Raw genomic sequence first — 25,620 nt, forward strand, 5'->3', positions numbered from 1 at the left:
CCCGGTGGCTTGGTACGTGTAAGCATGCGGATACGCGAGTGGCAGGACATCGTCGAGGACGTGGTGGAGACCGACACCGACCCCGACGACTGGCGCGCGGTCGGCGGCACCAGAGCGGGCGGCGTCGGCGAGGACCTCTATCTGGGTCATCCGCACGCTGGCGTGTACCTGCTCAAGACCTACGCCAAGAACCCCTACGAGGTCAAGGGGGTCGGCGCGCGGGTCGCGCGAAAACTCGACGACGAGATCGGGTCGTTCCTCCCCGAGGAGGAGACGGGCGGGCGCTTCGCGGTCCAGAGCCCGCCGGAGGACGAGGACGACGCCGAGCGGAAGGCCCGCCACGTCGAGGAGGTCGTCAAGGCTCACGCCGACGCGCCGACCACGCCCAACGACTTCTTCGACGACCTGATGGACGCCCTCGACAGTCCGGCGTTCGGTCCCATGGAGTTCGACCGGTACGACCGGCCCGACCCCGCCGACGAACTCTCCGCGCGGTTCGACGAGGCCGAGGAACTGCTGAACGCCGAACTCGACGACCTCGTCGACGAGGACGACGTGGGCCGCGGGTTCCACTGAGCCGCCGACCGGGCACGGCGTGCCCGGTCGGCGGCAGTCGAGCCCTTACTCGGTCGCCAGCCATCCGGAATCTCGTCGGTCGCCAGCCATCCGGAATCTCGTCGGTCGCCAGCCATCCGGAATCTCGTCGTCGGTACTCCGGAATCTCGTCGGTCGCCAGCGTTCCGCTGGCGACCGACGAGTAGGCTTAAGCGGGTCGGCGGTCATCGATTTTCCATGAATCCCACCGAGACCGTCGAGGACTACTACGGCGCGCTCCGGCGGGGCGACCCCCTCCCGCCCTACTTCGTCGAGCGCGAGGACGTAGTGAAGTTCGGCGTCGGCGAGCGACTCGCGGGCTACGACGCGGTCGCAGAGGGGCTTCGCGACCAGACTCGGACCACCCGCGACTGGCGGGTCGAGAGCCGCAATCTTCGAACGACCGCCCGCGAGTCGGTGGCGTGGTTCACCGACGACGTGGGGCTTGCGTGGACGCCGGACGACGGCGAGCGGCGGTCGTTCGACACCCGCTGGAGCGGCGCGCTGGAGTCCGACGGCGGCGACTGGCGCTTCGCGCAGATGCATGTGAGCGCGCCCCGTGAGGTCTGACGATGGTCGGGACTCGACGTGAGGAGGTCTGAGGATGGTCGCGCCACCGAACGACGAGGACAAGCGCGCGGCCGTCGCCCGGCTCAAACTCGGCGGTGTGCTACTGGTCGGCGTGTCGGCCGGGCTCATCGCGGTGTCCGGCGACGGGTCGCCCGTCGAGATCGGAGTCGCGGTGGTCGTGGGGCTCGCGGTCGGTGCAGCGCTTCTGCTGTACCTGAGTGCGGTTATGTGAGTCGCGGCCACGGGGGCGCGTGCGCTACGGTCGCACTCGCGCGAGCCACCGCGACGGCTCGTCGAGTTCGGCGTCTGTCGGGAGGTTCTCCGGGCGGTCCCAGACCGCGCTCGCGCCCTCGATGCCGCGCTCGGCCGCAACCGCGTCGAAGAACGCCTTGCCGCGCTCGTACTGACGGCGCTTCAGCCCGAGGCCGAGCAGTCGCCGCAGGAGTTTCGACAGGGGGTTCTGACCCCGGCGACGGGCCTCCATCTTCTCGCGGAGGTCGGCGTACTCGTCGTCGAACGCGCCGTCCATCAGGAGTTCGGCGTAGCCCTCGACCGCGGTCATGGCGGCGTCGAGGTCGCTGAACGCCTCGCGGTCGAGATGACCGTGCGCCAGCGCCTCGATGCCCTCCTCCATCCGGGATTCGAGGTGCTCGGAGAGCCACGGGGCCGCGCCGAACTCAGCAGCGTGGGTCACCTCGTGGAACGCTATCCACCGCCGGAAGCGGTCGTAGTCCACGTCGAGCTGGTCGGCGATGCGCCGGATGTTCGGCCGGACGAAGTAGAGGGCGTGGTCGTCGCCCTCCGCGAGCAGGAGCGGGTCGTACTGCCCGAGGACGTTCTTCGCGAGGACCGACAGCATCAGCGACATCGTCCCGGTGTTGATGGTGCGGGCGACCCCCGGCAGGACCGTGGGGCCGTGTTCCTCGATGGGTTCCATCACGCGCCGGAAGGTGTCGATGTTGGCGTCGATCCAGTGGTGGCGGTTCTGGACCTCGACGGTTCGGGGCACGTCGAACTCCGTCCCCGAGACCTCGCGGACCCGAGCGCGGGCGTCGCGGACGTCCGACGCGTAGCCCGCTCGTTCGGATTCGGAGAGTTCGATGGAACCGGGGTCGGTCGCCGCCTTCGCGGATTCGGCGACCGCGTTCCAGTCGATGGGACCGTCACCCGACGATTCGGCGATGGCCCGAACGCTACGATAGAGATTCACGCCTTCGAGTTGTGTCCGTTCGGACAAAATCCTTCCGCCGATTCGGGTGGGCGAGTCATCGGCGATTCGGGTCGTCTGCTGGGGGGCACACACCACCGTCGCGTTTGTAAGCGGAGATGTGGGGGTGGTGGGGTTCGTCGAGTCGCTCGCCGGGGCGAAAATGGGTCTCGTTCGGAGGACACCGGCATCGCGGATGTAAGTGTTCGCGGAACGAAGTGACGAGACTCCATTTAGATATTCATGGATAAAGCTGATATACGGCCCGATATACCGACTTTTACATTCGCGAAGGTGGTGTGTGTTCAGTATCTAGCTAGGAATATCGTTACAGTCGAGACGACACCGTGAGTGTGTGGAACTTATAACGCACCGATAACGGAAGGTAACCGAACCGACTCTGCCCTTCGGGAGACACCCGTCCTTCTCTTACAAACGCGACCCGGGTGTGTCTGTCCGTCTCACTCCACTGCACTACGTCGGATTCTGTTTCGAGACATCGAATTCCGCTCCGGGACATCGAATTCCATTCCGAAACATCGAATTCGTCGCTCCGCTTTTCAAACGCGACCCCGGTGTCTCCCTTCGCTCGAACCGACCGCGACGTGCCCTCTCACTCGGAACCCCACTGTACTCGTTACATCCGCGACCGTGGTGTCTGCGTCTTCTCGCGTCCCTCTCCTTCTCCTCTCCCCCTCCTCTCCTTCTCCTCTCCCCCTCCTCTCCTTCTCCTCTCCCCCTCCTCTCCTTCTCCTCTCCCCCTCCTCTCCTTCTCCTCTCCCCCTCCTCTCCTTCTCCTCTCCCCCTCCTCTCCTTCCCCTCTCCTTCTCCTTCTCTTCCTTTCATCCGACTCCGTCCAACACTCGAACGAACGCCACCACCGACGCTTCCGCGACGAAAACATCCGCGAGGGTACTCCACACGTATCAAAAACCCAGACGCCGCGGAACGCGGTGTTTCACCGCGTTCGACCCCGAGATACATCCGCGACGTTACCCCCTATCTTTATATGCGGCAGTGCGAAGGACGGGCCAACAGATGGCTTCCGACGAGACGGTCGAACGCGACCCCCTCTTCCGCTACGACGAGCCGATATTCGCCGACGAGGACCTGCTTCGCATCTCTCACCTCCCGGGCCCGAACCGCATCGTCGGCCGCGACGAGCACATGCAACGCGTTGCCGAGGCCCTGAACCCCGCGATATTCGGTCAGGAACCGACCCACCTCTTCATCTTCGGGAAGACCGGGACCGGCAAGTCGCTCATCTCCCGGAGCGTCTCCAAGCGCGTCGAGGACGAGGCCAGCCGCGAGGGCGTGGAGGTCAAGACCGCGTTCATCGACTGCGGCGAGCAGACCACCGAGGCGTCGGTCATCAAGACCATCGGCCGGGAACTCAACGACCCCGACGAGACGGGCATCACGGTGCCCCAGCGCGGGCTGGGCACCGGCGACTACTACGACCGCCTGTGGCGCATCATCGACACCTCCAGCGACGTGACCCTCGTCATCCTCGACGAGATCGACATGCTGGAGGACGACGAGGTCCTCCGGAAGCTCTCGCGGGCGGGCGAGAACCGCCGCATCACCGACTCGACCATCGGTATCGTCGGCATCTCGAACAAGATCGACTTCCCCGACGAACTCAACGAGCGCGTCAAGTCGAGCTTCGCCCACGACGAACTCGTCTTCCCGCCCTACGACGCCCACCAGCTGGTCGACATCCTCCAGAACCGCGCCGACGCCTTCAGGGACGGCGTGCTCAGCGACGACGCCATCCCCCTCACCGCCGCGCTCGCGGCACAGGAACACGGCGACGCCCGCAAGGCCATCGACATCCTGCGGAACGCGGGCCGCATCGCGACCAAGCAGGACGACACCGAGGTCACGGAAGAGCACGTCTACGCCGCCAAGGAGAAGACCGAGGCCGACCGCTTCGCGGAACTCATCGAGGGCGCGCCGACGCAGGCGAAGGCCATCCTGCTCGCGCTCACGTTGCTGACCGAGAACCGCCACGCCGACCAGTTCCCGACCCAGCAGATATACAAGCAGTACCAGTCCATCGCCAACGAACTCGACGTGGACCCGCTCTCGGAGCGGCGGGTACAGGAAATCCTGCAGGAGCAGGACTTCCTCAACGTCATCGACTCGGAGACGAAGGGCCGGGGTCGGGGTCGGGGGGTCCACACCATGCACCGCCTGCTGGAGGACCCCGAAATCGTGAAGAAGGTCCTGAACCGGGATTCGCGGATTGCGGATTTGGGGATTTGAATTTGTCTGGGGTGAGGAGTGTAGATGTCGAAGAACAGCAGGACGTCGCAGACGTAGAAAGCCCCTGCTCGCTCGCTACGAAACCCAACCATTAGTACCAAAATCACTTCGAAAGCCCCTGCACGCTCGCGGTCGCTGTGCGGGATATCCGCGGGCGCAGAACTGCGCCCGCGGATAGGGCCACGCACAGACGACCACGGCCTTCGGCCGCGAGCGCGCAGGCCCTTTCAGTCCGGCCAACAGCACCGCACCGCGACTGCAGGCCACGTCCTCCCCAACCGACTGCGGTCCTCGGTCAGTCGCTCCCTCCGGTCGCGCCTTCCCTGCGGTCCTCATCCCTCGCGCGTGTCGGCGCGGCGCAAACCACGCGCCGCGCCAGCACGCGCCGGGCAACTGGTGAGTACCCTCTCGGGTGTTCAGACGCGGCCTCCGAGACCGAAGGGATTTTTCTACCCGCGGCGGCTACGACTCTCCCGTGAACGTACGGGGCGAGGTCGTCGACGCGGGCGAGGTCCGGACCGTCAGCACGCGGTACGGCGAGCGCGACCTCGCCGAGGTCACGGTCCGGGAGGACACCGGGCCGAAGACGGTGACGCTGTGGGGCAAGTGGACCGAGTCGGCCGACCTCCTCGAAGCGGGCATGGAACTGCTCGTGACCGACGTAGAGGAGGGCGAGTACCGGGGCGAGACCACCTACTCGACCGGGAAGGAGTCGTACGTCGTGGTCGAACCCTCGTTCCTCGTGGACGTGACCGACGTGCGCTCGTGGGTCCAGTGTCCCCGGATGTACTACCTCAACAAGCTGTCGGGCGTCCCGCTGGCGTACCCGGTGGTCAAGGGGACCATCGTCCACGAGGTGTTCGGCGACCTGCTCCGCGGGCGCGACCTCGACGAGTCCATCGACGAGCGCGTCGAGGAGGCCGGACTCGAACTCGGCCTGCTCGGCAGAGAACGCGAGGAGGTCGCCGAGGAGGTCCGCCAGAACGCGGCCGCCATCGAGGGGTGGCTCCAGCAGGGCGTGCTCACCGACGAGGACGACTGGCGAAGCGAGCAGACCCTCATCAGCGAGACGTTCGCCATTAAGGGCCGTGCCGACGCCCTCCGGCGCGGGATGCCGGTCGAGCTGAAGACCGGAAAGAACCTCAAGCGCGACCCCAGATTTCAGGACAAGATTCAGGCCGCCTGCTACGCCCTGCTCCTCCAGGAACGCGGGGTGCCCACCGATACCGGGACCCTGCTGTACACCAAGAACTCCGCGCTCGACCGAAGTGAGGAGTCGGGCGACCTCTCGCCCGCCAAGGAGTTCTCGGTCGGCGACGGCCTGCTCGACTTCGTGGTCCGGACCAGAAACGAGATTGCGGCGATGGAGTACGATTCGAGCGTCCCCACGGGCTACGAGGCCGACGCCGTCTGTGAGTACTGTTTCGAGCAGGACACCTGCATGGTGGTCTCGGGCCGACTCGACCAAGAGTCGAAGGCCGGGCAGATCGGTGACCCGATTCCGAAAGAAGAACGCGAGTACTTCGACCGCTTCTACCGACTCGTCGAGGAGGAACGCAAGGCGACCCACGCCGAGTACGCGAAGCTCTGGGAGCAGACGGCCGCCGAGCGCGCCGACGACGACCGCGCGCTCGTCGACTTGGAACCCACAGACCGCCGCCAGCTCGACGGCGGCCGGTGGGAACTCCGCGCCGAGCGCACGGGAGGCGCGGTCTCCAAAATTCGGGAGGGCGACGTGGTGCTCGCCAGCGACGGCGACCCCGTCTCGGGCCACGCCGAACTCGCGCGAGTCGAGCGGTTGGGGGACGAAGTCGTCGTCACCGCCGACGAACCGGTCGACCTCCGGCGACTCGACGTGTATCCCTCGGAACTCTCTGCCGACCGGATGCTGACCGCGCTCCACGACTTCGTGTTGAAGGGCGACCCCCGACGCAAGGACGTGCTGTTCGGGCGCGCCGACCCCGAGTTCGACGACCGCCGCGAGACCTACATCGACAACAACGACGCCCAGAACGACGCGGTCAACCTCGCGGTCAACGCCGAGGACTTCGCGCTGGTCCACGGGCCGCCCGGCACGGGCAAGACCTACACCATCGCCCGTACCATCCGCGCCCTCGTGGAGAACGGCGACCGCGTCCTCCTGTCGGCGTTCACCAACCGCGCGGTCGACAACGCCCTCGAAGCCCTGCGAGAGCAGGGCTTCGAGGACATAGTGCGCGTGGGAACGGAAAGCGGCGTCCGCGAGGACATGCAGGACATCAGGCTGGAGCAGGCGGGCGACCCGGGCGAACGGGTCGCCGAGTTGCGGGACGCGAGCGTGGTCGCCGCGACCACCGCGACCTGCGGGTCGCGAATCATGCGCGAGCAGTCGTTCGACGTGGCGCTTATCGACGAGGCCTCACAGCTCACCGAACCCAACGCGCTGGCGGCCGTGAACCTCGCCGACCGGTTCGTGCTGGTGGGCGACCACGAGCAGTTGCCGCCCGTCGTCCGAACCGAGAACGACCTCGCCACCTCGCTGTTCGAGCGCCTCATCGAGGCCCATCCCGAGGCGGGCGTGATGCTCGACCGCCAGTACCGGATGGCCCAGCGCATCCAGGCGTTCTCCTCCCGGGAGTTCTACGACGGCGCGCTCCGGCCCGCGAGCGGCGAGGTGGCCGCCCAGCGACTCGCCGACCTGCCCGAGGTCGCAGAGACCGACCTCCCCGAGGAACTCCGGGGCGGCGTCTCCTTCATCGACCCTGACGGCCGGGCCGAGGGCAACACCAACCCCGTCGAGGCCGAGTTCGTGGCCGAGGTCGTCGGGGAGTTCCTCGCGGCGGGCCTCGACCCCGCCGAGGTCGGCGTCATCGCGCCGTTCCGCGCGCAGGTCGCCGAGATCAGTCGTCGGGTGCCCGACGGGGTCGCGGTCGACACCGTCGACCGGTTCCAGGGGTCGAGCAAGGAGGTCATCGTGGTGTCGTTCGTCGCCACGGGGGACCTCGAAAGCCCCATCTTCGAGGACTATCGGCGGGTGAACGTGGCGCTCTCGCGAGCGAAGAAGTCGCTGGTGCTGGTGGGCGACGAGGCCGCCCTCCGGAGCGACGACCTCTACGCGCGGATGGTCGAGTGGGCGACCTGACTCCTTCTCGGCCCGGTGACCTGACTCCTTCTCGGCCCGGTGACCTGACTCCTTCTCGGCCCGGTGACCTGACTCCTTCTCGGCCCGGTGACCTGACTCCTTCTCGGCCCGGTGACCCCCTTCTCCGACTCCACCGCACTCATTACCCGGGACGCCGAACGTCCGCGCATGAGAGACGAGGAGGAGATACGCGAGCAGTACGAGTTCCTCAAGGAACACCTCGACGACGAGGACATGCGCCACGAAGGAGTCCGGGAGATGTTCACCTACTACAAGCGAGCGCTGGGATGGGTGCTCGAAGAAGAGTACATCTGACAGAAGGGTACATCTGACAGAATAGTACATCAGACGACACGAATAATTCCGGCGTCTCACTCCTCGAAAAGACCGTTCAGGAAGGTACCGGTACGGCTCTCCGGCGCCGGTAGGCTTAAGTGGTTGGGGCGGTTTGTTGCAAGTGACGCTTCGCTTGGAGGGCCGAAGCGTCAGCGGGGACCAATTCAGGGCGGCAAGCGGTTCGCGGGGCTTTTTCACCCCCGCGTGTTCCGCTTTCCTTTCCATACTTCGTTCCACACTTCACGTTCCCGGAGTCTCGACGCTCGCCCGAGTCCGTCGCCTCGAAAATACGACTGCGCGACCAGAGGACTACTCGATGGACAGCGACGAGTCGGTCCCGCCGCCGTCCCCGTCTCCGCCTTCGTCCCACTCTATCTCGAACTCGACGCTGAGTTCGCCCTGCCCGCCGCTCGCGGGCGTCTCGCGCTCGGCCTTGACCTCGAAGGTCGGTTGGGCGGGCGGCGCGAGCGTCACGGACTGGTCGCCCGCCGACAGCGAGAACTCCTCGCCGGACTCCAGTTTCTCGGCCACGGTCCGGAGGTAGGCGGCGATGTCTTCGCGGGACTGGCTGCGCTCGGTCTCGAACAGCACTTCTTCTGGCATGTGCGGACAGACGCGCGCGACCGACATAAGTTCGCCGCCGCCGTCCCGGGGCAATTACGTGCCCGGAGGCGGAGACGGGGACGAGGGGCCGTTATCTTCTTTTCGGTCGCAGACCTACCTCGTACGTTACCGATGCACGACCTGACAGGATTCCAGCGTGACCTGCTGTACGTCATCGCGGGGCTGGACGAACCGCACGGGCTCGCCATCAAGGACGAGCTGGAATCGTACTACGAGAAGGAGATTCACCACGGACGGCTGTATCCCAACCTCGACACCCTCGTCGACAAGGGGCTGGTCGAGAAGGGCCAGCGCGACCGCCGGACCAACTTCTACACGCTCACCCGCCGGGGGACGCGGGAGATAGAGGCACGCCGCGAGTGGGAGGCCCAGTACGTCGACCTGAGCGTCGAAGCCTGAGACGCGCTCGCCGACCGCGACCGCGCTCGCTGGGGTCCTCGTCAGCCTCGTCGTCAGCGTCGTCAGCGTTGCGACGCGGTACTCTCGTTCGCGGTTCGCCGCTCGCGTCGTTCGAGGAGCGTACCGTCCGAGGCGCGTAGCGCCTCGCTATCCCCGACACCCTGCTGGTCTCCCAGTTCCCGGCGTCCGTTTCGCCTCGTTCGGGGAGGCTCAGGAACCGACGTCGAGCGCGATGCACGGGCCAGCGACGCCGAGTGCGACGGGCGGCCCTGCACGCGTCCGGCCCTGCGCGCGTCCGGCCCTGCACGCGTCCGGCCCTGCCCGCGGGCAGGGCCGGACCGCGACCCGGAGTTCGTCGCCTCTCGCGAGACCGATATCGACCTCGTGAGCACAGGCCCCGGCAACGACAGCTCACGGGTCGGAACTGCCGGACGCCTCGGTCTCGTCGGCCGAGTCGGGCGACGCGGTCGCGTCGCCCGACTCCTCGCCGTCGCTCGGTTCGCGTTCGAATGTACTCGACTCGCGTTCGGATGCGCTCGATGACGAGTCCGGCGCGCCTCCGTCCGTTCCCGCGGGCGAATCCGCGGGCGGGCCCGCGGATTCGCCCGCCGGTTCGGCGTGCTCGAAGAGGTAGGTCGGGTCCACCGCCCACGGCCGGATGGGTTCGCCCGCGACGAGTTCCGGCAGGACGATGCGCACGAAGTGGATGACCAGCACCAGTATCAGCGGGCCGAGGAAGATGCCGTACCACCCGAACAGCAACGGACCGAGGATGTACGCCAGCATCACCATTCCGACGTGGAGGTCCCGGCCCGAGACGTACGGCCGGAGCACGAGGTCCGGGATCGTGTCCACGACGACGAACGAGACCGCGAAGAACAGCGCCGGGAACCACAGGAGTCCGGGGTCGGCGACCCAGGTCTCCGCGAAGAGGTACGCCAGCACGGGGAAGTAGACCAGCTTCATCCCGACCACGGGAATCAGGCTGGCCGCGCCCGCGAGCAGACCGATGAGGGTGGGGTACGGGACCCCGAGCCCCGTCGGCGCGACGAGGTTCACCACGTTGTACGCCGCCGCGCCGATGGTGCCCGTGAACAGCGCGTTCAGGATGTTCCCGAAGAAGACGCTGTTGAAATCGCGGTCGACCGCCCGGACGTAGGCCGCGAACACGCCGCCCGAGTCGGCGAACTGGCGCTGGACGTACCGCGAGAGCCGGTGGTCGTCCCGGAGCAGGTAGAACGCGATGGCGATCATCACGAACAGGTGGAGCAGGCCGATACCGATGATGCCGATGTATTCGAGCGCCGCCATCCCCACGTCCTGAATGAGCTCGGTGTTCGGGTCGTCGAGCAGGTCCTCCGGGCGCTGGGCTATCGTCGACGCGCCGACGTAGGGCTCGATCTGCTCCCAGACGCCGGTGAGGTCGGCCGGGACGGCGTCCATCTCCCGCAACGCGTCGAACGCTCTCGCCAGTTCCTGCAGGCCGATGGCCGCGGTGTACATCACCAGCAGTAACACCGGAAGCGCGAGCGCGAACAGCGAGACGGCCGCCGCCACGCTGGGCGGGCCGATTCGCCTGCGGAGTCGCTGGTACACCGGCCGGGTCGCGTAGTAGAGGAAGATGCCGAACACGAAGGTGCCGACGAACGAGTAGACCACGTAGGCGACCGCGCTGGCGAGCGCCAGCCCGACGGCCCACCAAGCGATGCGCGCGCGGTCGATGTCCCAGTCGTTCATACCCGACTCAGGGGGTCGGTATCGTAAAAATGTTCGGCGCGCGGACATGCCGGGCGACCGACGCGCAAACGCGTCGGTCGCCGCCGACTCCGCCCCGTCGGGACCTATTCCGGCGGTGACTTTTTAACGGAGGGGGGTCCTACCTACGGGAAGTGCAGGGTATCGCCGAGTCCATCGCGTCGGCACCGCTGGACCACGAAGTCGTTCGTATCGCCTTGGCGGGAGCGCTGGGGCTGTTCCTCGGGCTGGAGCGCGAGTGGTCCCACAAGCCCGCCGGAATCCGGACGTTCACGCTCATCACGTTGCTCGGGGCGGTGTTCACCCTGCTCGACCGCGACGTGTTGCTCCTGCTGGGCGGCCTGCTCGTCATCGTGCAGGGCGTCCTGCTCGCGGTACAGGGCCTGACCGACGCCGACGAGGAGGGGCTGTCGCTCACCACGTCGGTGTCGATGCTGGTCGCGTTCAGCGTCGGCGCGCTCGTCATGGAGGGGTTCATCCTCGTCGGGGTCACCGTGGCGGTGCTGTCGTCGATGTTGCTCGTGCTGAAGCGCGAGCTACACAGCCTCGCGTGGGGGCTCTCCCGGGAGGAGCTCCGGTCTGCGGTCGAGTTCGCCATCCTCGCGTTCGTCATCTACCCGCTCCTGCCCGAGGGGGAGTTCGCCTTCGGGGTCGAACCGCGGGTGGTCTGGCTGATGGTGGTCACGGTCGCCGCCATCGGCATCGTCAACTACGCCGTGGTCGAGACCTACGGCGGCCGGGGCATCGCGGTCACGGGCTTCTTCGGCGGCCTCGCCTCCTCGACCGCGGTCGTCGGGACGATGCTCGACCACGTCGGCCAGCGCCCCGAGGCGGCGTCCTACGGGGTGGCCGCCATCCTGCTGGCCGACGCCGCGATGGCGGTCCGGAACCTCGCCATCGCGCTGGCGTTCACGTTCGGGAGCGGCAAGCCCGTCCTCTACGGCGCGATACTGCCCCTCGGGGTGGTCATCCTCGGGAGCGTCGCCATCGCGGCCTACACCGCCGACTGGTCCGAGACGGTCGACATCGACCTCGAAAGCCCGTTCTCGCTGCGGAACGCCCTGAGCTTCGGGGCCATCTTCCTGCTGGTCATCGTGGCGGGCGCGGTGGCCCAACAGCAGTTCGGCTCCACGGGGTTCTACGTGACCGCCCTGCTGTCGGGACTGGTCTCCAGCGCGGGCGTGACCTCCTCGGCGGTCCTGCTCTACATGGGCGGGAATCTCGACCACCAGACCGCGGTGTTCGGCATCCTGCTCGCGACCGCCTCCTCCATCACCGTGAAGGCCGCGCTGACCCTCTCGGCGCCCGACCGGGGGTTCGCCTACCGGGTCGCGGCGTGGAGCGGGGTCCTGCTCGCGGGGTCGGGAGTGGCGGCGGTCCTCGCTACGATGTGAAAGTGTTGCGGAAACCGGAAGGACGTGAGTCGGAGCGAACGAACTATAGGGTGGGTCTCCATATCCCGAGTCATGGACCGAGACACCGCAGAGCCCGCGGTCGAGCGGATGCCCGGCAAACGAGCCAAAGAGTGGTCCGACTACCACCACCAGTTCTCCGCGCCCAGCACCTACGTCTACGACTTCGTCTGGGACGTGACCGAGGACGCCGAGGGGCCGTTCTGCACCGACGTGGACGGCAACGTCCTGATGGACTTCACCAGCCACGTCGCGGCCGCGCCGCTGGGGTACAACAACCCCAAGATAATGGACAAACTCCGTGAGTTCGAGATCACCGACCCGCTCAAGATCGCGGGACAGGACTTCTACGCCGCGGGCGGCTGGCCGCCCGAGGACCCCGAGTTCCCCGGGCCGACCCAGCTGATGGACCGGCTCACCGACCTCACCAGCCACTACGACATGGACACCGTCTTCCTGTCGAACTCCGGCGCGGAGGCGGTCGAGAACGCCATCAAGGTCTGTTACGCCCAAGGCGGCCACCGCGCGTTCAACTTCGACGGCGCGTTCCACGGCCGGACCCTCGGCGCGCTCAGCCTGAATCGCTCGAAGCGCGCCCACCGGAAGGGCTACCCCGAGGTCGGCGGCGTCGTCACGCTCCCGTACCCCTCGACCGAGGAGGAGTACGAGCGCAAGTGGAAGACCGACGGCCCCGGCGGCAACGTCGTCGCCGACAAACTCGACCCCGAGCAGGGCGTCATCGACCCCGAGGAGGTCGCCTACCTCATCATGGAGCCCGTGCAGGGCGAGGGCGGCTACCGGGTCCCCCACGACGGCTTCGTCGACGACGTGGCCGAGGTCCGCGAGGAGTACGACGTGAAGGTCATCAGCGACGAGATTCAGGCCGGACTCGGCCGGACCGGCGAGATGTGGGGCGTCGACCACCTCGACCTCGAACCCGACGTCATCACCTCCGCGAAGGGTCTGCGCGTCGGCGCGACCGTCGCCAACGAGGACATGTTCCCCGACGAGAAGGGACGCCTGTCCTCGACGTGGGGCGCGGGCGACGTGATGAGCGCCCTGCAGGGCGTGCTCACCCTCGACGCCATCGAGGAGTACGACCTGCTCGACAACGCGACCGAGCGCGGCCGACAGCTCCGGGAGCTCCTCGAAGACGCCGACCTCCCGAACGTCGAGGACGTTCGGGGTCGCGGCCTGATGCTCGCGGTCGAGTTCGACACCAAGGACCGCCGCGAGGCGGTCGTCGAGGCGGCGCTCAAGCGCGGCCTGCTGGTGCTGGGCTGTGGCTACAAGACCCTGCGCCTGCTCCCGCCGCTCGACGTGACCGCCCGCGAGATAGACCTCGCGTTCGACGTGTTCGCCTCGGCGGTCGAAGACGTGGCGTAATCGGTTTTTAGACTCTCTCTCCCTGCTTTCGTCCGTGTATCCGCCGCATCGAGAGTGTTCGGTGAGACGAAGCTAGCCACTGTCATCACGCAGAGAACCGGAGGCGATGGAGACGGCCGCTTCTCTGACCGGCAGAAGCTAGCTACTCCCGTCACCTATGAGAGAAGCCCTCGGTCGGCGCTCGCAACCTTCGGTCGCTCGCTCCTTCCCTCGCCCTTCATCCGCCGAGGCTTCCCCGAACCTCCCCACTCGCGGCCTTCCGGCGGAAGGCCGCGAGTGCGTCCTGACCGCGGAGGCCCGGACGATTGTCGGGTTTCGGAGGCCCGGACGAACCACGGGATGCGCCGCGTCTGCGCTCGCGATGCGAGCGCAGACGCACGCGGGGAGGCACGGGGCGCGGTCGCGGTGCCGTGCGGTCGTGGTGCCGTGCGGTCGTGGTGCCGTGCGGTCGTGGTGCCGTGCGGTCGTGGTGCCGTGCGGTCGTGGTGCCGTGCGGTCGCGGTGCCGTGCGGTCGCGGTGCTGTGCGGTCCCAGAGGTGACGGGAGTAGCTAGCCTCCTGTTGCTCTCGTTCGGCCCGGTCGGTCCGGAGACGCTCCGCGTGATGACGGGAGTACCTAGCCTCCTGTTGCTCCGTGGATAGCACTCCAGTTCTCCGCAGTCAGCGTCCCAACCCCCCTGCAGACACCCGGCTCGATACGTCAAGAGCGACCGAAACCCGAGTCGCATGCTCCCAACGTGAGCCTTTAGTCGCCCCGCGCACTTCGAACACGGTATGAGTCAACTCGCGGCACGGGAGCCGGACGTGACGAGCTTCGAGGCCACGGTCGAAGACGCGACCGACGAGTACGTCGTCCTCGACGAGACGTACTTCTACGCCGAGAGCGGCGGCCAGCCCGCAGACCGCGGGACGCTGGGCGGAATCGCGGTCGAGGGGGTCGAGAAGCGCGAGGACGGTGAAATCGTCCACCGACTCGCCGACGACCCGGGGGACGATTCCGATTTCGCCTCAGACTTCGGGGTCGGCGAGACGGTTCGCGCCGAGATAGACGACGACTTCCGGACCTACTGCATGCGCGCTCACACCGCGAGCCACGTCCTCTACGGCGCGGGCCGGAGAGTGCTTGAGGACCTCGGCTACGGCGGATTCGACATCGGCGAGCGGAAGGTCCGGGTCGACTTCACGACCTCGACCGACATCGACGACGCGGTGCTGGCCGAACTGGAGCGGCTCACCAACCGCGCGGTCTGGGACTCCCTGCCCGTCTCGTGGGAGGAGGTTCCCGAGGAGGAAGCCCGCGAGCGCGACGAAATCGCGTTCAACACCAAGACCGAGGAGGGCGTGATGAGCGAGTCGGACACCGTCCGCGTGGTGACCGTCGAGGACTGGGACTGGGCGGCCTGTGGGGGCACCCACGTCCGGAACACCCGCGAAATCGGTCCCGTCACGGTCCTCGACCGCTCGAACCCCGGCGAGGGCCTGACCCGCGTCGAGTTCGCTGTCGGGCCGACCGCCGTCCGCCAGCGCGCTGAGGACGTGCGGGCCGCCCGCGAGGCCGCCAGGGCGCTCGACGTGGGCGTCGCCGACCTCCCCGACGCCGCCCGCCGGGTGGGCGAGGAGGTCGAGCGCCTCGAATCCGACCTCGCCGACGCCAGAGGGGAGGTCCTCGCGGCCAGAATCGCCGACCTCGAAGACGACCCCGTCGAGCGCGACGGCGGCGAGTGGCTGGTCGGGACCGTCTCGGGGTTCGGCCCGAACGAGGTCGCCGACCCCGCGAAGGAACTGGCTGGCGAGACGGCCGACGCCGAGGAGGGAACCTCGTCGAGCGGTACGCCGGAGGCGTACGACGCCGTAGTCCTCTCGGGGCGGGACGGCACGACCTTCGTCGTCGCCGCGACCGCGGGCGACCCCGAGGCGGGCGCGGTGGTCGAGGAAGTGACCGACGCCTTCGGCGGCGGAGGCGGCGGCAGTCCGACCTTCGCACAGGGCGGCGGCCTCGACGCCAGTCCCGAGGAAGTGGTGGCGTTCCTGCGGGAGTAGGAGGGGAGCGGAGGACTCTCAGTCCCCGGAACTGGCGCTCGGACCCAGCGCGATCTCCTCGCGGTACCGCGCCACGATTCCGACGGTCGCGACCGCCGCCAGTAGCGCGACCGCGCCGACGAGTCCGAACGCCTCCGAGTAGCCGGTCGACTCGATGAGCGCGCCGAACAGCGGCGGCGCGACGGTGTTGCCGACCATGATGCCGATGGTGAGCACCGCGAAGTTCCGCCCGATGTCGGTCCGCGTCGAGAGCACGTCGGCAAGCTTGTCGCGGGCGGGCCCGCCCAGACTCCCGGCGCTCCCCGCCAGCACCGCCACCGGGACGGCCAGTAGCGGCGGAACGGTCATCGAGGCCAGCAGCAGGACGGCCAGCCCGACGAGCACGTACGCGCCAGCGAGTATCGGACCGGGGCGGAAGCGGTCGGCCAGCGTCCCGCCGACGAGGATGAGGCCCGCGCCCGCGACGAACATCGCGGTCAGCGTGAGGCTCGCCAAATCCGGCGCGACGCCGTAGCCGTCCTCCAACAGGACCGCGACGTAGGAGGTGATGCCCCAGAACGCGGTCGAGGCGATGAGCGCGACCACGCCCAGCGCGAGTATGGAGGGGGCGCGAGCCAGCGCGCGAAGCTCCGCGAGCGCGCGTTCGATTCGAGAGGACGCGCTCGCCCGGTCGTCGTCCCCGGCGGCCTCGCCGAGGTTCGGCCGGGTCACCTCGTCGTCGACGTGCCGCCAGAGGACGTAGCACGCGGCGACGCCGTAGATCGCGCCGACCGCGGCGATCAGCCCGAAGGCGTGACGCCACGAGGTTCCCGAAAGCGCGGTGACCCCGAGTATCACGACCGGCGGCGCGGCGAATCCCAGGTTCCCGGCGAATCCGTGGACGCTGTAGGCCTGCCCGCGGACGTCCTCGGCGGTCGCGTCCGACAGCAGCGGGAAGTGGGCCGGGTGGTGGCCCGCGATGCCGACCCCGAGGACGACCTGTCCGACGAGGAGCCACTCGAAGGTGGGCGCGAGCGCCAGAATCGCCGCCCCGACCGCGCCGAGCCCGAGACACAGCCCCAGCGTCAGCGTCCGGTCGTAGTTGTCCGAGAGGTAGCCGTAGGGGAGCTGGAGCGCCGTGTTGACGAACGCCTGCAGGCCCATGGCGAACCCGAGCGCCGACAGCCCGACCTCGAAGTCGGCCGCGAGGGTGGTGAGGACGGGCGGAAAGAGCACGAGGTAGAGGTGGTTGATGACGTGCGAGCCGCTGACCAGCCCGACCACGAGGGCGGTCTCGCGGGACGCGTCCGGCAACCGACGGCCCAGATTCATCTACACGTCGATGACGCGGCCGACGAGAAAAGCCTGTTCCAAGCGGAGGCTATGCCCGGTTCGAGCCGGGACCGACCCGGAACAGGCAACTTTTTCCACCTCGCCGCCCGAGGGACCGAACATGAACCTCTCCGACGAGCAACGGGCCATCCGGGACGTGGTCCGGGAGTTCGCAGTCGAGGAGATACGCCCCCGAGCCGAGGAGACCGACCGCGAGGGACGCTTCCCCGAGGACGTGTGGGACGGCCTCGCCGACCTCGACCTGACGGGCATGACCGTCCCCGAGGAGTACGGCGGCCTCGACGTCGAACGGCTCACCTACAGCGTCGTCAACGAGGAGGTCGCCTACGGAATGTTGTCGGTCGCGACCGCCCTGTCGGTCCACTGTCTGGCGACCTCCTGCATCGCGGAGTTCGGCGACGACGACCAGCGCGAACGGTGGCTCCCCGACATGGTCGAGGGCAGGCCGGTCGGCGCGTTCGCGCTCTCGGAACCGCAGGCCGGGTCGAACCCCGCCGAGATGACGACCGAGGCCCGGAGGGAGGGCGACGAGTACGTCATCGACGGCAAGAAGCAGTGGATCACGAACGGCGACCGCGCTGGCGTGGTCGTCCTGTTCGCCAAGACCGACCGCGAGGACCCCCGGTCGGTCACGCAGTTCGTGGTTCCCAAGGACGCCGACGGGCTGGAGGTCGGCAAGAAGGAGGACAAGATGGGCCTCCGGGCCAGCGACACGACCAGCCTCGTCTTCGACGACGTCCGCATCCCCGCCGAAAATCGGCTGACCGAGGAGGGACAGGGTCTCTCGGCGGCGTTCCACATCCTGACAGGCGGGCGGATCGGCATCGCGAGCCAGTCGGTCGGCCTCGCCCAATCGGCGCTCGACGAAGCCGTGGCGTACGCCCACGAGCGCGAGCAGTTCGATAGGCCCATCGCCGACATCCAGACCATCCGCCACAAGGTCGCCGACATGAAGACCCAGTTGGAGGCCGCCCGACTGCTCACCCGCGACGCCGCCCGGCGGGACGACCGGGGCGAGAACGTCGAGATGGCCGCGAGCATGGCGAAGTACTTCGCCAGCGAGGCCGCGGTCGATATCGCCAACGAGGCGGTCCAGATCCACGGCGGCTACGGCTACACCACCGACTTCGACGTCGAACGGCTCTATCGCGACTCGAAGATTCTCCCCATCTACGAGGGCACCTCCGAGATACAGAAGAAGGTCATCGCGCGGAACGTGCTGGAGTGACCCGACGCTCCGGTCTGACCCCTACACTTATCGTTCTCGACTGAAACGGTGGTGAACGAGATGGTGGTCTCCGAGGAGTCGACGCTCGTGGACTTCGACGCCGACGCGGCGCTCGCGGCGGCCCGCGACGCGGGCGAGGGGTCCGTCCACCTCTGCGTCGAGTACACGGTCGAGGAGTTCCGGACGCTGTACGCCGACGAGACGACGGTGGCGCTGTACGCTGGCGACCGCGCGGAGATGGACGCCCACTTCGAGGAGGTCCACTCGTACGTCCACATCGACTTCACGGAGAAGGACCTCTTCGGCGAGATATTCCGCGCCGCGGGGGAGGTCCGGTCGTTCGTCACGTTCATGGAGAACGCCGCGCTCGTCCGGGCCATCGTCGGCCAGCAGGGGCTGTTCCTCTCGGCCGACCCCGACGCCGACGTGACCGGAATCGTCGAGGCCGTCGAGTCGGAGCTGGAGTGACCGACATTCCTTTCTCGTCGCTGACCGTATCGCGAGGCGTGACCCGAGACGACGTAGCCGCGGCCGAATCGGCCGCGGCCGTGGTGTACGACCTCGACGGGACGCTGGTGGACCTCGTGGTCGACTGGGCGGCCGTCGAGCGCAGGCTGGCCGACCTGCTGGAGCGGGAGGGAATCGACGCCGACCCCCTGAGCGCGTGGGAGTTGCTCGACGCCGCCGAGGCGGCCGGAGTCGGCGAGGCGGCCGACGACCTCATCGCGGCGGCCGAGCGCGACGGTGCCCGGGCGTCCGACCGACTCCGCCGTGCCGACGAACTCCTCGCCCGCGAGATTCCGGTGGGCGTCTGCTCGCTCAATCGCGAGGACGCGGTCCGCATCGCGCTCGACGCCCACGACCTCGCGGCCCACGTCGAGAGCGTCGTGGGCCGGGGGACCGTGCCCGAGCGCAAGCCCCATCCCCGGCCCTTGCTCGCGGCCGTCGAGGCGTTGGGCGTCGCGCCCGAGGAGGTGGTGTTCGTCGGCGACTCCGCGCGGGACGAAGAGACCGCCGAGCGCGCCGGGACCCGGTTCGAGTGGGTCTGATCACTCCTCTCGGGCGAAGTTCCCCAGCAGGCGGTCGCCGAACGCCAGCACCAGCAACGCCCCGACCAGATTGAAGACGAGGTCGAGCGCGGTGTCCCGTCTGCTGTAGGGCACGAGCAGGGGTTCGATGCCGAGTCGCCTGCACACCGCGTGGATGGCGTACTCCAGCAGTTCCCAGATGATTCCGCCCACCACGACGAGACCGAGGACGCGCGGGCGCGGGTCGCGCCCGCGCCGCCGCGCCGCGGCGTGGGCAACCCCGCCGAGGATGCTCGCCGACATGGTGTGAGTGACGTGGTCCCACCAGCCCTCGCGGTCGTAGGGGCCGAGCATCCCGACCGCGTGGGCGAGCATCGCGACGCCAGCATAGAGGCGTTGCCACGGCCGGAACTCGACGCCGTACCGGCGCTCGACGAGGCCGGGCAGGTAGGTGACCGCGAGCGTGACGACGGCGTTGACGATAGCGCCGGGGTTCCGCTGGCGAATCCCGGCGACGAACACGCCGACGATGGCGTGTCTGATACCCCGCTCGACCGTCCGCGCCGCCGACGCCCACGCGGTCTCGCGGCGCGCGGTCTCCTCCGTTCGTGTCATGTGCGTTGCTCGACAGTGAGGGGTGCCGGAGGGAAATAGGTTCGTCCCGGTCGTTCGGGGCCGGTCCCGGTCGCTCGGGGCCGGTCGCGAACGCGACCGGCCCCGAGCAGTCGGTCACTGCGCTGGGGGGCGGGCAGTTGCTCGTTCGCGGGGTCGCGCAACCGTGCGCAGTCGGTTCGCCGCGCGAACCGGTCACTCCTGCTCGCGCCGGGCGTAGAGGAACACCGAGACCGCGACCACGAACCACACCAGCGATCCCACACGAATCGCGAACGACACCCGCGACCCCCACGTCGGGAGCGAGACGCCGGTGGCCCACGCGAGCAGGGCGACGACCGGTGCGCCGACCACGATGGTGACGACGAAGGTAGTCTGCATCACCCACCCGTAATCGACGCCCTCGGGGTCGTGGGTCTCGACTGGCTGGGGCACGTCTGGAACGCCGGACGCTCGGGGCTTAAACGTTGCAGTTCGAACCGAATACGTTTAACCGAGTGCCTGTGACTCTCATGGCATGACGACCGTTCAGGACCTCGCGGCGAAGGCGGGCGACGAGCGGATAACCATGCTGACCGCGTACGACGCTCCGACCGCCGAGATCGTCGAGGAGGCGGGCGTGGACGCGATTCTGGTGGGCGATTCGATGGGCAACGCGGTGCTGGGCCACGACTCGACGCTCCCCGTCACCGTCGATGAGGTCCGGAGCCGGACCGCGGCGGTCGCGCGCGCGACCGACGACGCGCTGGTGGTCGCCGACATGCCGTTCCTGAGCTACGGCGTCGACGAGAGCGACGCCGTGGAGCACTGCGGCCGGATGCTCAAGGAGGCCGACGCCAACGCCGTGAAACTCGAAAGCGGCCCCCACACCGTCGACCTCACCGAGCGTCTCGTGGACCTCGGGATTCCCGTGATGGCCCACCTCGGGCTGACGCCCCAGCGCGTCAATCAGCTCGGGGGCTACTTCCGGCAGGGGACCGACGAGGAGAGCGCGACCGAGATGCTCGACCTCGCGCGGGCCCACGAGGAGGCCGGGGCCTTCTCGCTCGTGCTCGAACACGTCCCCTCGAACGTGGCCCGACAGATAACCGAGGCCCTCGACATCCCGACCATCGGCATCGGCGCGGGCCCCGACACCGACGGACAGGTCCTCGTGCTGAACGACGTGTTCGGGATGAGCGACCGGACGCCGCCGTTCTCCGCGCAGTTCGGCGACGTGAAATCGGAGATGGAGGACGCGGTCGAGGGGTTCCGCGAGGCCGTCGAGTCCGGGGAGTTCCCCGCCGAGGAACACAGCTACGACGAGGACGCGGTCGAGGACCTCTACTGAGTCGCGGGGTTCTCCGGGCGTCGGGCGACGCGTGTTTCGAAGACCGGGAGCGACGGCGACAGCACTCAACTGCGTGTAGACCGAAACGGAACAGAGAATGGCCGGGACTCTGATTCAGGCGCTCTCGTACACGATGTTGGCCGTGGTCGCCGCGCTCGTCGGCGGGCTGATCGCCGTCTACCGACCGCCGGGGCGGTACATGGAGAGCAACGTGCAACACTTCGCGGCGGGCGTCGTCTTCGCCGCCGTCGCCGCCGAACTCCTTCCGGACGTGCACACGCGGGCACCGCTCGTGGTCGTCGTCGGGTTCGCGGTCGGCGTCGCCGCCATGCTCGGCTTCCATCGGCTCAGCAAGTACATACAGGCCCAGGGTATCGGCGGGAAGCTGGCGAGTGCGTCCAGCCTCCTCATCACCGTGAGCATCGACATGGTCATCGACGGCGTCCTCATCGGCGTCGCGTTCTTGGCGGAAGCGGCCACCGGAGTGCTCATCGCCGTGGCGCTGGCGATAGAAGTGCTGTTTCTCGGCGTGACTGGCGTCATCGCGCTCCCGGAGAAGATGGGAACGCTCAGGAAGCTCGCGGTCCCGGCCGGGTTCGGACTCCTGTTGGTCGTCGGCGTGACGGTCGGCGTCCTCGCGCTGGAGGGCGTCACCGGGACGCCAATCGCGCTCATCCTCGCGTTCGGGTCGGCCGCGCTTCTCTATCTGGTGACCGAGGAGTTGCTCGTGAAGGCTCAGGAGGTGCCCGAAACGCCGACCTCGACGACGCTTTTCTTCGCGGGGTTCCTCCTCATCTTCCTGCTCGATATGGTACACTGAACCCGCGACCGTCTCTAGCTCCCGACCTCGTCCAGAAACTCCGAGACGGCGTCGTTGAATCTCTCGGGCTCCTCTAGCATCGCGAGGTGGGCCGCGCCCTCTATCTCCCGATACCGACCCCCCGGAATCTCGTCGGCGAGATACTCGTGGTAGTCGGGCGGCGTCAGCTTGTCGTGTTCGCCCACCACCGCCAAGGTCGGCACGTCCACCTCGTCCAGTCGGTCCCGGAGGTCGAACTCGTGGCAGGACAGGAAGTCCCGGCGGGTGACTCGCTGGCCGACCTCGTGCATGGCCTCGGTCGAGAGCTCGACGTACCGGGAGTCGGGGTCGTGAAAGAGGCGGTCCTCGCCGTGGAGGAACTCGACCGCGCGGTCGAAGTCCGAGTCGAGCCACCCCAGCAGGTCCGACAGCACGGGTAGCTTCGCGCCGGTTCCGGCCAGCACGAGCGCGTCGAGGTCGTGGTCGCGTTCGATAGCGAACTGGAGCGCGACCGCCCCGCCCAGCGAGTTACCGACCAGCACGCCCGCGTCCGTCTCCTCGGCGACCGCCGCCACGTCGTCGGCGTACGCCGAGAGCGTCTCCCAGCCGGGGTCGGCGTCGAAGTCCTCCGAGTCGCCGTGGCCGCTGAGGTCGAGCGCGGCGACCGGCCGGTGGCTCGCCAGCCGACCGAGTTGGGCCTTCCAGACCTCCTTGGTGCCGCCCGAGCCGTGGACGCAGAGGACCCCCGACCCCTCGCCGCCGCGGTCGGCGAGTCGATACGCGGTCGCCCGCCCGTGGTGCGTGACTTCCATGCCTCCGCGTTCGCGTGCGCGGGACAAAAACCTCCCGTAGCGTCGGCCCCCCGGTCTTTCTCGTAGCGTCGACTCTCCCGTAGCGTCGACTCTCCGATAGCGTCGACTCTCCGGTCGCGGTCGGACGCGTCCGACCGCGACCGGTACCGAACCGCAATTCGGCCGGTTTTCGCGTAACCCGGAGCCGTCTATCGATTACGCTGTAGAAAGGTTTAAATAGAAGAATACCTAACCTATAGTTAGGATTGAAATGTCACTCAAACACATCGCCGACCGCGACGACGTGTTCGCGCGCCGCTACGAGTACGAGGACGCGGAGGTTCTCGCCGCCGACCTCGGCGTCGGAGAGGACTCGGCCACGGTCGAGCTCCTCGACGACACCGCCATCGTGGTCGTCGAGGGCGACGACGGCCCCCGCCAGCTGGAGTTCGAACTCCCCGAGGAGGGGGCGGAAGCGTTTATCACCAACGGCGTGCTCACTATCGAGGTGAGACAATGAAGCTCACCGTCAAGCCGCTGAAACAGAAGGACGCTGGCCGCGGCCTGGCCGCCATCGACCGCCGGTCGATGCAGGAACTCGGCGTCGAGAACGGCGACTACGTCGTCATCGAGGGCAAGGGTCAGGGCCGGGCGGTCGCCCGCGTCTGGCCCGGCTACCCCGAGGACGAGGGCCGGGGCGTCGTCCGCATCGACGGCCAGCTACGACAGGAGGCTGGCGTGGGCATCGACGACAAGGTGACCATCGAGAAGGCCGACGTGAAGCCCGCCAACTCCGTCACCATCGCGCTCCCCCAGAACCTCCAGATCCGCGGGAACATCGCGCCCCACATCCGCGACAAGCTGAGCGGACAGGCCATCACGCAGGGCCAGAACGTCCCGTTCGGCTTCGGGCTGATGGGCATGGGGTCGGGCCAGTCCATCCCGCTGAAGGTCGCCAGCACCGACCCCGACGGGACGGTCGTGGTGACCGACTCCACCCAGATCGACATCAGCGAGCGCCCCGCCGAGGAGATCTCGTCCGGGAGCGGCGCTGGCGGCGAGGGCCGCCCCGAGGTGACCTACGAGGACATCGGCGGCCTCGAAGGCGAGCTAGAGCAGGTCCGGGAGATGATCGAGCTCCCGATGCGCCACCCCGAGCTGTTCAGTCGGCTCGGCATCGACCCGCCGAAGGGCGTCCTGCTCCACGGCCCGCCCGGCACGGGCAAGACCCTGATGGCGAAGGCCGTCGCCAACGAGATCGACGCCCACTTCCGGACCATCTCGGGCCCCGAGATCATGAGCAAGTACTACGGGGAGTCCGAGGAACAGCTCCGGGAGGTGTTCGAGGAGGCAGAACAGAACACCCCGGCCATCGTGTTCATCGACGAACTCGACTCCATCGCGCCCAAGCGCGAGGAGGCGGGCGGCGACGTAGAACGCCGGGTCGTGGCCCAGCTCCTGTCGCTGATGGACGGCCTCGAATCTCGGGGCGACGTGACGGTCATCGGCGCGACCAACCGCGTGGACGCCATCGACCCCGCGCTCCGGCGGCCGGGTCGGTTCGACCGCGAGATCGAGATCGGCGTCCCCGACCGCGAGGGTCGGCTCGAAATCCTGCAGGTCCACACCCGCGGGATGCCCCTCGCGGAGGGCGTCGACCTCGAAGCCTACGCCGACAACACCCACGGCTTCGTGGGCGCTGACCTCGAAAGTCTCGCCAAGGAGTCGGCGATGAACGCCCTGCGGCGCATCCGGCCCGAAATCGACCTCGAATCCGAGGAGATTCCGGCCGACGTGCTCGACTCGCTCAAGGTCACCCGGAACGACTTCAAGGACGCGCTCAAGGGCATCGAGCCCTCGGCGCTGCGCGAGGTGTTCGTCGAGGTCCCCGACGTCTCGTGGGACCAGGTCGGCGGGCTGGAAGACACCAAAGAGCGCCTCCGCGAGACCATCCAGTGGCCGCTGGAGTACCCCGAGGTGTTCGAGACGCTCGACATGCAGGCCGCCAAGGGCGTCCTGCTCTACGGCCCGCCCGGCACGGGCAAGACCCTGATGGCGAAGGCCGTCGCCAACGAGGCCGACAGCAACTTCATCTCGATCAAGGGCCCCGAACTCCTCAGCAAGTGGGTCGGCGAGTCCGAGAAGGGCGTCCGCGAGGTGTTCAGCCGCGCCCGCGAGAACGCCCCGACCGTGGTGTTCTTCGACGAGATAGACTCCATCGCGGGCGAACGCGGCCGCGGTCAGGGCGGCGGCTCGCAGGTCGGCGAGCGCGTGGTCTCCCAGCTCCTCACGGAGCTCGACGGCCTCGAAGAGCTCGAGGACGTGGTCGTCATCGCGACCTCGAACCGGCCCGACCTCATCGACTCGGCGCTCCTGCGCCCCGGGCGTCTGGACCGCCACGTCCACGTACCGGTGCCCGACGAGGAGGCCCGCCGGGCCATCCTCGAGGTCCACACCCGCGACAAACCGCTGGCCGACGACGTGGACCTGGACGACCTCGCCGAGGAGACCGAGGGCTTCGTCGGTGCCGACATCGAGGCGCTCGCACGCGAGGCCTCGCTGGCGGCCAGCCGGGAGTTCATCCACAGCGTCGACCGCGAGGAGATCGCAGAGAGCGTCGGGAACGTCCGCATCAGCCGCGAGCACTTCGAGACGGCGCTCGACGAGATAACGCCCAGCGTCGACGAGGAGACCAAGCAGCGCTACGAGGAGATAGAAGAGCGCATGGACTCCTCGGAACCCGAGGCCGAACAGGACCAACTCGGCCGGACGTTCCAGTAGAAACTTCT

The 25,620-nt window shown here is 68.1% G+C and carries 25 protein-coding genes; 17 read left to right on the top strand and 8 right to left on the bottom strand.

What is annotated here, in order from left to right; translation table 11 throughout:
* The first annotated feature begins 24 nt into the window (after positions 1-24).
* The 3 genes from NGM10_RS13460 to NGM10_RS13470 all read left to right on the top strand — a co-directional run bounded on the left by NGM10_RS13460 (position 25) and on the right by NGM10_RS13470 (position 1,396).
* Positions 25-576: a hypothetical protein gene (locus tag NGM10_RS13460; protein ID WP_253479575.1), complete on the top strand. Its 552-nt coding sequence runs from the start codon at positions 25-27 to the stop codon at positions 574-576.
* Positions 577-792: 216 nt separating this feature from the next.
* Positions 793-1,164, top strand: coding sequence for a nuclear transport factor 2 family protein (locus tag NGM10_RS13465; RefSeq protein WP_253479577.1), 372 nt, complete (start codon positions 793-795; stop codon positions 1,162-1,164).
* 34 nt (positions 1,165-1,198) lie between these two features.
* Positions 1,199-1,396: a DUF8527 family protein gene (locus tag NGM10_RS13470; protein ID WP_253479578.1), complete on the top strand. Its 198-nt coding sequence runs from the start codon at positions 1,199-1,201 to the stop codon at positions 1,394-1,396.
* Between the two features lie 24 nt (positions 1,397-1,420).
* Here the strand turns inward: NGM10_RS13470 and NGM10_RS13475 are convergent, their stop codons facing one another.
* Positions 1,421-2,374: a zinc-dependent metalloprotease gene (locus NGM10_RS13475; protein WP_253479579.1), complete on the bottom strand. Its 954-nt coding sequence runs from the start codon at positions 2,372-2,374 to the stop codon at positions 1,421-1,423.
* A 471-nt stretch (positions 2,375-2,845) separates the two neighbouring features.
* Positions 2,846-3,217, bottom strand: coding sequence for a hypothetical protein (locus NGM10_RS13480; protein WP_253479580.1), 372 nt, complete (start codon positions 3,215-3,217; stop codon positions 2,846-2,848).
* A gap of 192 nt (positions 3,218-3,409) precedes the next feature.
* On the opposite strand from NGM10_RS13480, the gene NGM10_RS13485 reads away from it, so the two are divergent.
* The 3 genes from NGM10_RS13485 to NGM10_RS13495 all read left to right on the top strand — a co-directional run bounded on the left by NGM10_RS13485 (position 3,410) and on the right by NGM10_RS13495 (position 8,075).
* Positions 3,410-4,639, top strand: coding sequence for a Cdc6/Cdc18 family protein (locus NGM10_RS13485; protein ID WP_253479581.1), 1,230 nt, complete (start codon positions 3,410-3,412; stop codon positions 4,637-4,639).
* Positions 4,640-5,114: 475 nt separating this feature from the next.
* Positions 5,115-7,760 (top strand): AAA domain-containing protein, encoded by a 2,646-nt coding sequence (locus tag NGM10_RS13490; protein ID WP_253479582.1) that lies wholly within the window; start codon positions 5,115-5,117, stop codon positions 7,758-7,760.
* A 168-nt stretch (positions 7,761-7,928) separates the two neighbouring features.
* Positions 7,929-8,075 carry a DUF8555 family protein gene (locus NGM10_RS13495; protein WP_253479583.1) on the top strand — a complete coding sequence of 49 codons (147 nt, stop codon included), beginning with the start codon at positions 7,929-7,931 and terminating at the stop codon, positions 8,073-8,075.
* Positions 8,076-8,405: 330 nt separating this feature from the next.
* On the opposite strand, the gene NGM10_RS13500 is transcribed toward NGM10_RS13495, so the two are convergent.
* Positions 8,406-8,699 (bottom strand): amphi-Trp domain-containing protein, encoded by a 294-nt coding sequence (locus NGM10_RS13500; RefSeq protein ID WP_253479584.1) that lies wholly within the window; start codon positions 8,697-8,699, stop codon positions 8,406-8,408.
* Positions 8,700-8,831: 132 nt separating this feature from the next.
* Here NGM10_RS13500 and NGM10_RS13505 point away from each other — a divergent pair, with 132 nt between their 5' ends.
* Positions 8,832-9,119 carry a helix-turn-helix transcriptional regulator gene (locus NGM10_RS13505; protein WP_253479585.1) on the top strand — a complete coding sequence of 96 codons (288 nt, stop codon included), beginning with the start codon at positions 8,832-8,834 and terminating at the stop codon, positions 9,117-9,119.
* A gap of 411 nt (positions 9,120-9,530) precedes the next feature.
* Here NGM10_RS13505 and NGM10_RS13510 read toward each other — a convergent pair whose 3' ends face one another.
* Positions 9,531-10,856: an AI-2E family transporter gene (locus tag NGM10_RS13510; RefSeq protein ID WP_253479586.1), complete on the bottom strand. Its 1,326-nt coding sequence runs from the start codon at positions 10,854-10,856 to the stop codon at positions 9,531-9,533.
* Positions 10,857-11,008: 152 nt separating this feature from the next.
* On the opposite strand from NGM10_RS13510, the gene NGM10_RS13515 reads away from it, so the two are divergent.
* From NGM10_RS13515 to NGM10_RS13525, 3 genes are all read left to right on the top strand, one after another.
* Positions 11,009-12,268, top strand: coding sequence for an MgtC/SapB family protein (locus tag NGM10_RS13515; protein WP_253479588.1), 1,260 nt, complete (start codon positions 11,009-11,011; stop codon positions 12,266-12,268).
* A 72-nt stretch (positions 12,269-12,340) separates the two neighbouring features.
* Positions 12,341-13,672 (top strand): class-III pyridoxal-phosphate-dependent aminotransferase, encoded by a 1,332-nt coding sequence (locus NGM10_RS13520; protein ID WP_253479590.1) that lies wholly within the window; start codon positions 12,341-12,343, stop codon positions 13,670-13,672.
* A gap of 773 nt (positions 13,673-14,445) precedes the next feature.
* A complete protein-coding gene (locus NGM10_RS13525; protein WP_253479592.1) occupies positions 14,446-15,711 on the top strand; it encodes an alanyl-tRNA editing protein in 1,266 nt (421 codons plus the stop codon).
* A gap of 18 nt (positions 15,712-15,729) precedes the next feature.
* Here the strand turns inward: NGM10_RS13525 and NGM10_RS13530 are convergent, their stop codons facing one another.
* Positions 15,730-17,022, bottom strand: a complete 1,293-nt coding sequence (locus tag NGM10_RS13530; RefSeq protein ID WP_253479593.1) for an MFS transporter — start codon at positions 17,020-17,022, stop codon at positions 15,730-15,732.
* Between the two features lie 121 nt (positions 17,023-17,143).
* Between NGM10_RS13530 and NGM10_RS13535 the strand changes: the two genes are divergently transcribed.
* From NGM10_RS13535 to NGM10_RS13545, 3 genes are read left to right on the top strand one after another with little or no spacing between them, the layout of a single operon-like run.
* Positions 17,144-18,271 carry an acyl-CoA dehydrogenase family protein gene (locus tag NGM10_RS13535; RefSeq protein ID WP_253479595.1) on the top strand — a complete coding sequence of 376 codons (1,128 nt, stop codon included), beginning with the start codon at positions 17,144-17,146 and terminating at the stop codon, positions 18,269-18,271.
* A 60-nt stretch (positions 18,272-18,331) separates the two neighbouring features.
* Positions 18,332-18,739: a DUF7522 family protein gene (locus NGM10_RS13540; protein ID WP_253479597.1), complete on the top strand. Its 408-nt coding sequence runs from the start codon at positions 18,332-18,334 to the stop codon at positions 18,737-18,739.
* Between the two features lie 38 nt (positions 18,740-18,777).
* Entirely contained in the window at positions 18,778-19,320 is a 543-nt protein-coding gene (locus NGM10_RS13545; RefSeq protein WP_253479599.1) for an HAD family hydrolase, read from the top strand.
* Here the strand turns inward: NGM10_RS13545 and NGM10_RS13550 are convergent, their stop codons facing one another.
* Together NGM10_RS13550 and NGM10_RS13555 are read right to left on the bottom strand one after the other, a co-directional pair.
* Positions 19,321-19,914 carry a DUF2238 domain-containing protein gene (locus tag NGM10_RS13550; RefSeq protein ID WP_253479601.1) on the bottom strand — a complete coding sequence of 198 codons (594 nt, stop codon included), beginning with the start codon at positions 19,912-19,914 and terminating at the stop codon, positions 19,321-19,323.
* Positions 19,915-20,106: 192 nt separating this feature from the next.
* Positions 20,107-20,346, bottom strand: a complete 240-nt coding sequence (locus NGM10_RS13555) for a DUF5822 domain-containing protein (protein WP_253479603.1) — start codon at positions 20,344-20,346, stop codon at positions 20,107-20,109.
* An 82-nt stretch (positions 20,347-20,428) separates the two neighbouring features.
* Between NGM10_RS13555 and panB the strand changes: the two genes are divergently transcribed.
* Positions 20,429-21,241, top strand: a complete 813-nt coding sequence (panB, locus tag NGM10_RS13560) for a 3-methyl-2-oxobutanoate hydroxymethyltransferase (protein WP_253479605.1) — start codon at positions 20,429-20,431, stop codon at positions 21,239-21,241.
* A gap of 97 nt (positions 21,242-21,338) precedes the next feature.
* Positions 21,339-22,061, top strand: coding sequence for a ZIP family metal transporter (locus NGM10_RS13565; protein WP_253479606.1), 723 nt, complete (start codon positions 21,339-21,341; stop codon positions 22,059-22,061).
* 14 nt (positions 22,062-22,075) lie between these two features.
* Here the strand turns inward: NGM10_RS13565 and NGM10_RS13570 are convergent, their stop codons facing one another.
* Positions 22,076-22,852 (bottom strand): alpha/beta fold hydrolase, encoded by a 777-nt coding sequence (locus NGM10_RS13570; protein ID WP_253479607.1) that lies wholly within the window; start codon positions 22,850-22,852, stop codon positions 22,076-22,078.
* A 250-nt stretch (positions 22,853-23,102) separates the two neighbouring features.
* Here NGM10_RS13570 and NGM10_RS13575 point away from each other — a divergent pair, with 250 nt between their 5' ends.
* A complete protein-coding gene (locus NGM10_RS13575) occupies positions 23,103-23,351 on the top strand; it encodes a DUF7127 family protein (protein ID WP_253479608.1) in 249 nt (82 codons plus the stop codon).
* Positions 23,348-25,612, top strand: a complete 2,265-nt coding sequence (locus NGM10_RS13580) for a CDC48 family AAA ATPase (RefSeq protein ID WP_253479609.1) — start codon at positions 23,348-23,350, stop codon at positions 25,610-25,612. Before NGM10_RS13575 ends, NGM10_RS13580 begins: the two co-directional genes overlap by 4 nt.
* The last annotated feature ends 8 nt before the right edge of the window (positions 25,613-25,620 follow it).

This window comes from Halorussus salilacus (assembly GCF_024138125.1).
Taxonomy (GTDB): domain Archaea; phylum Halobacteriota; class Halobacteria; order Halobacteriales; family Haladaptataceae; genus Halorussus; species Halorussus salilacus.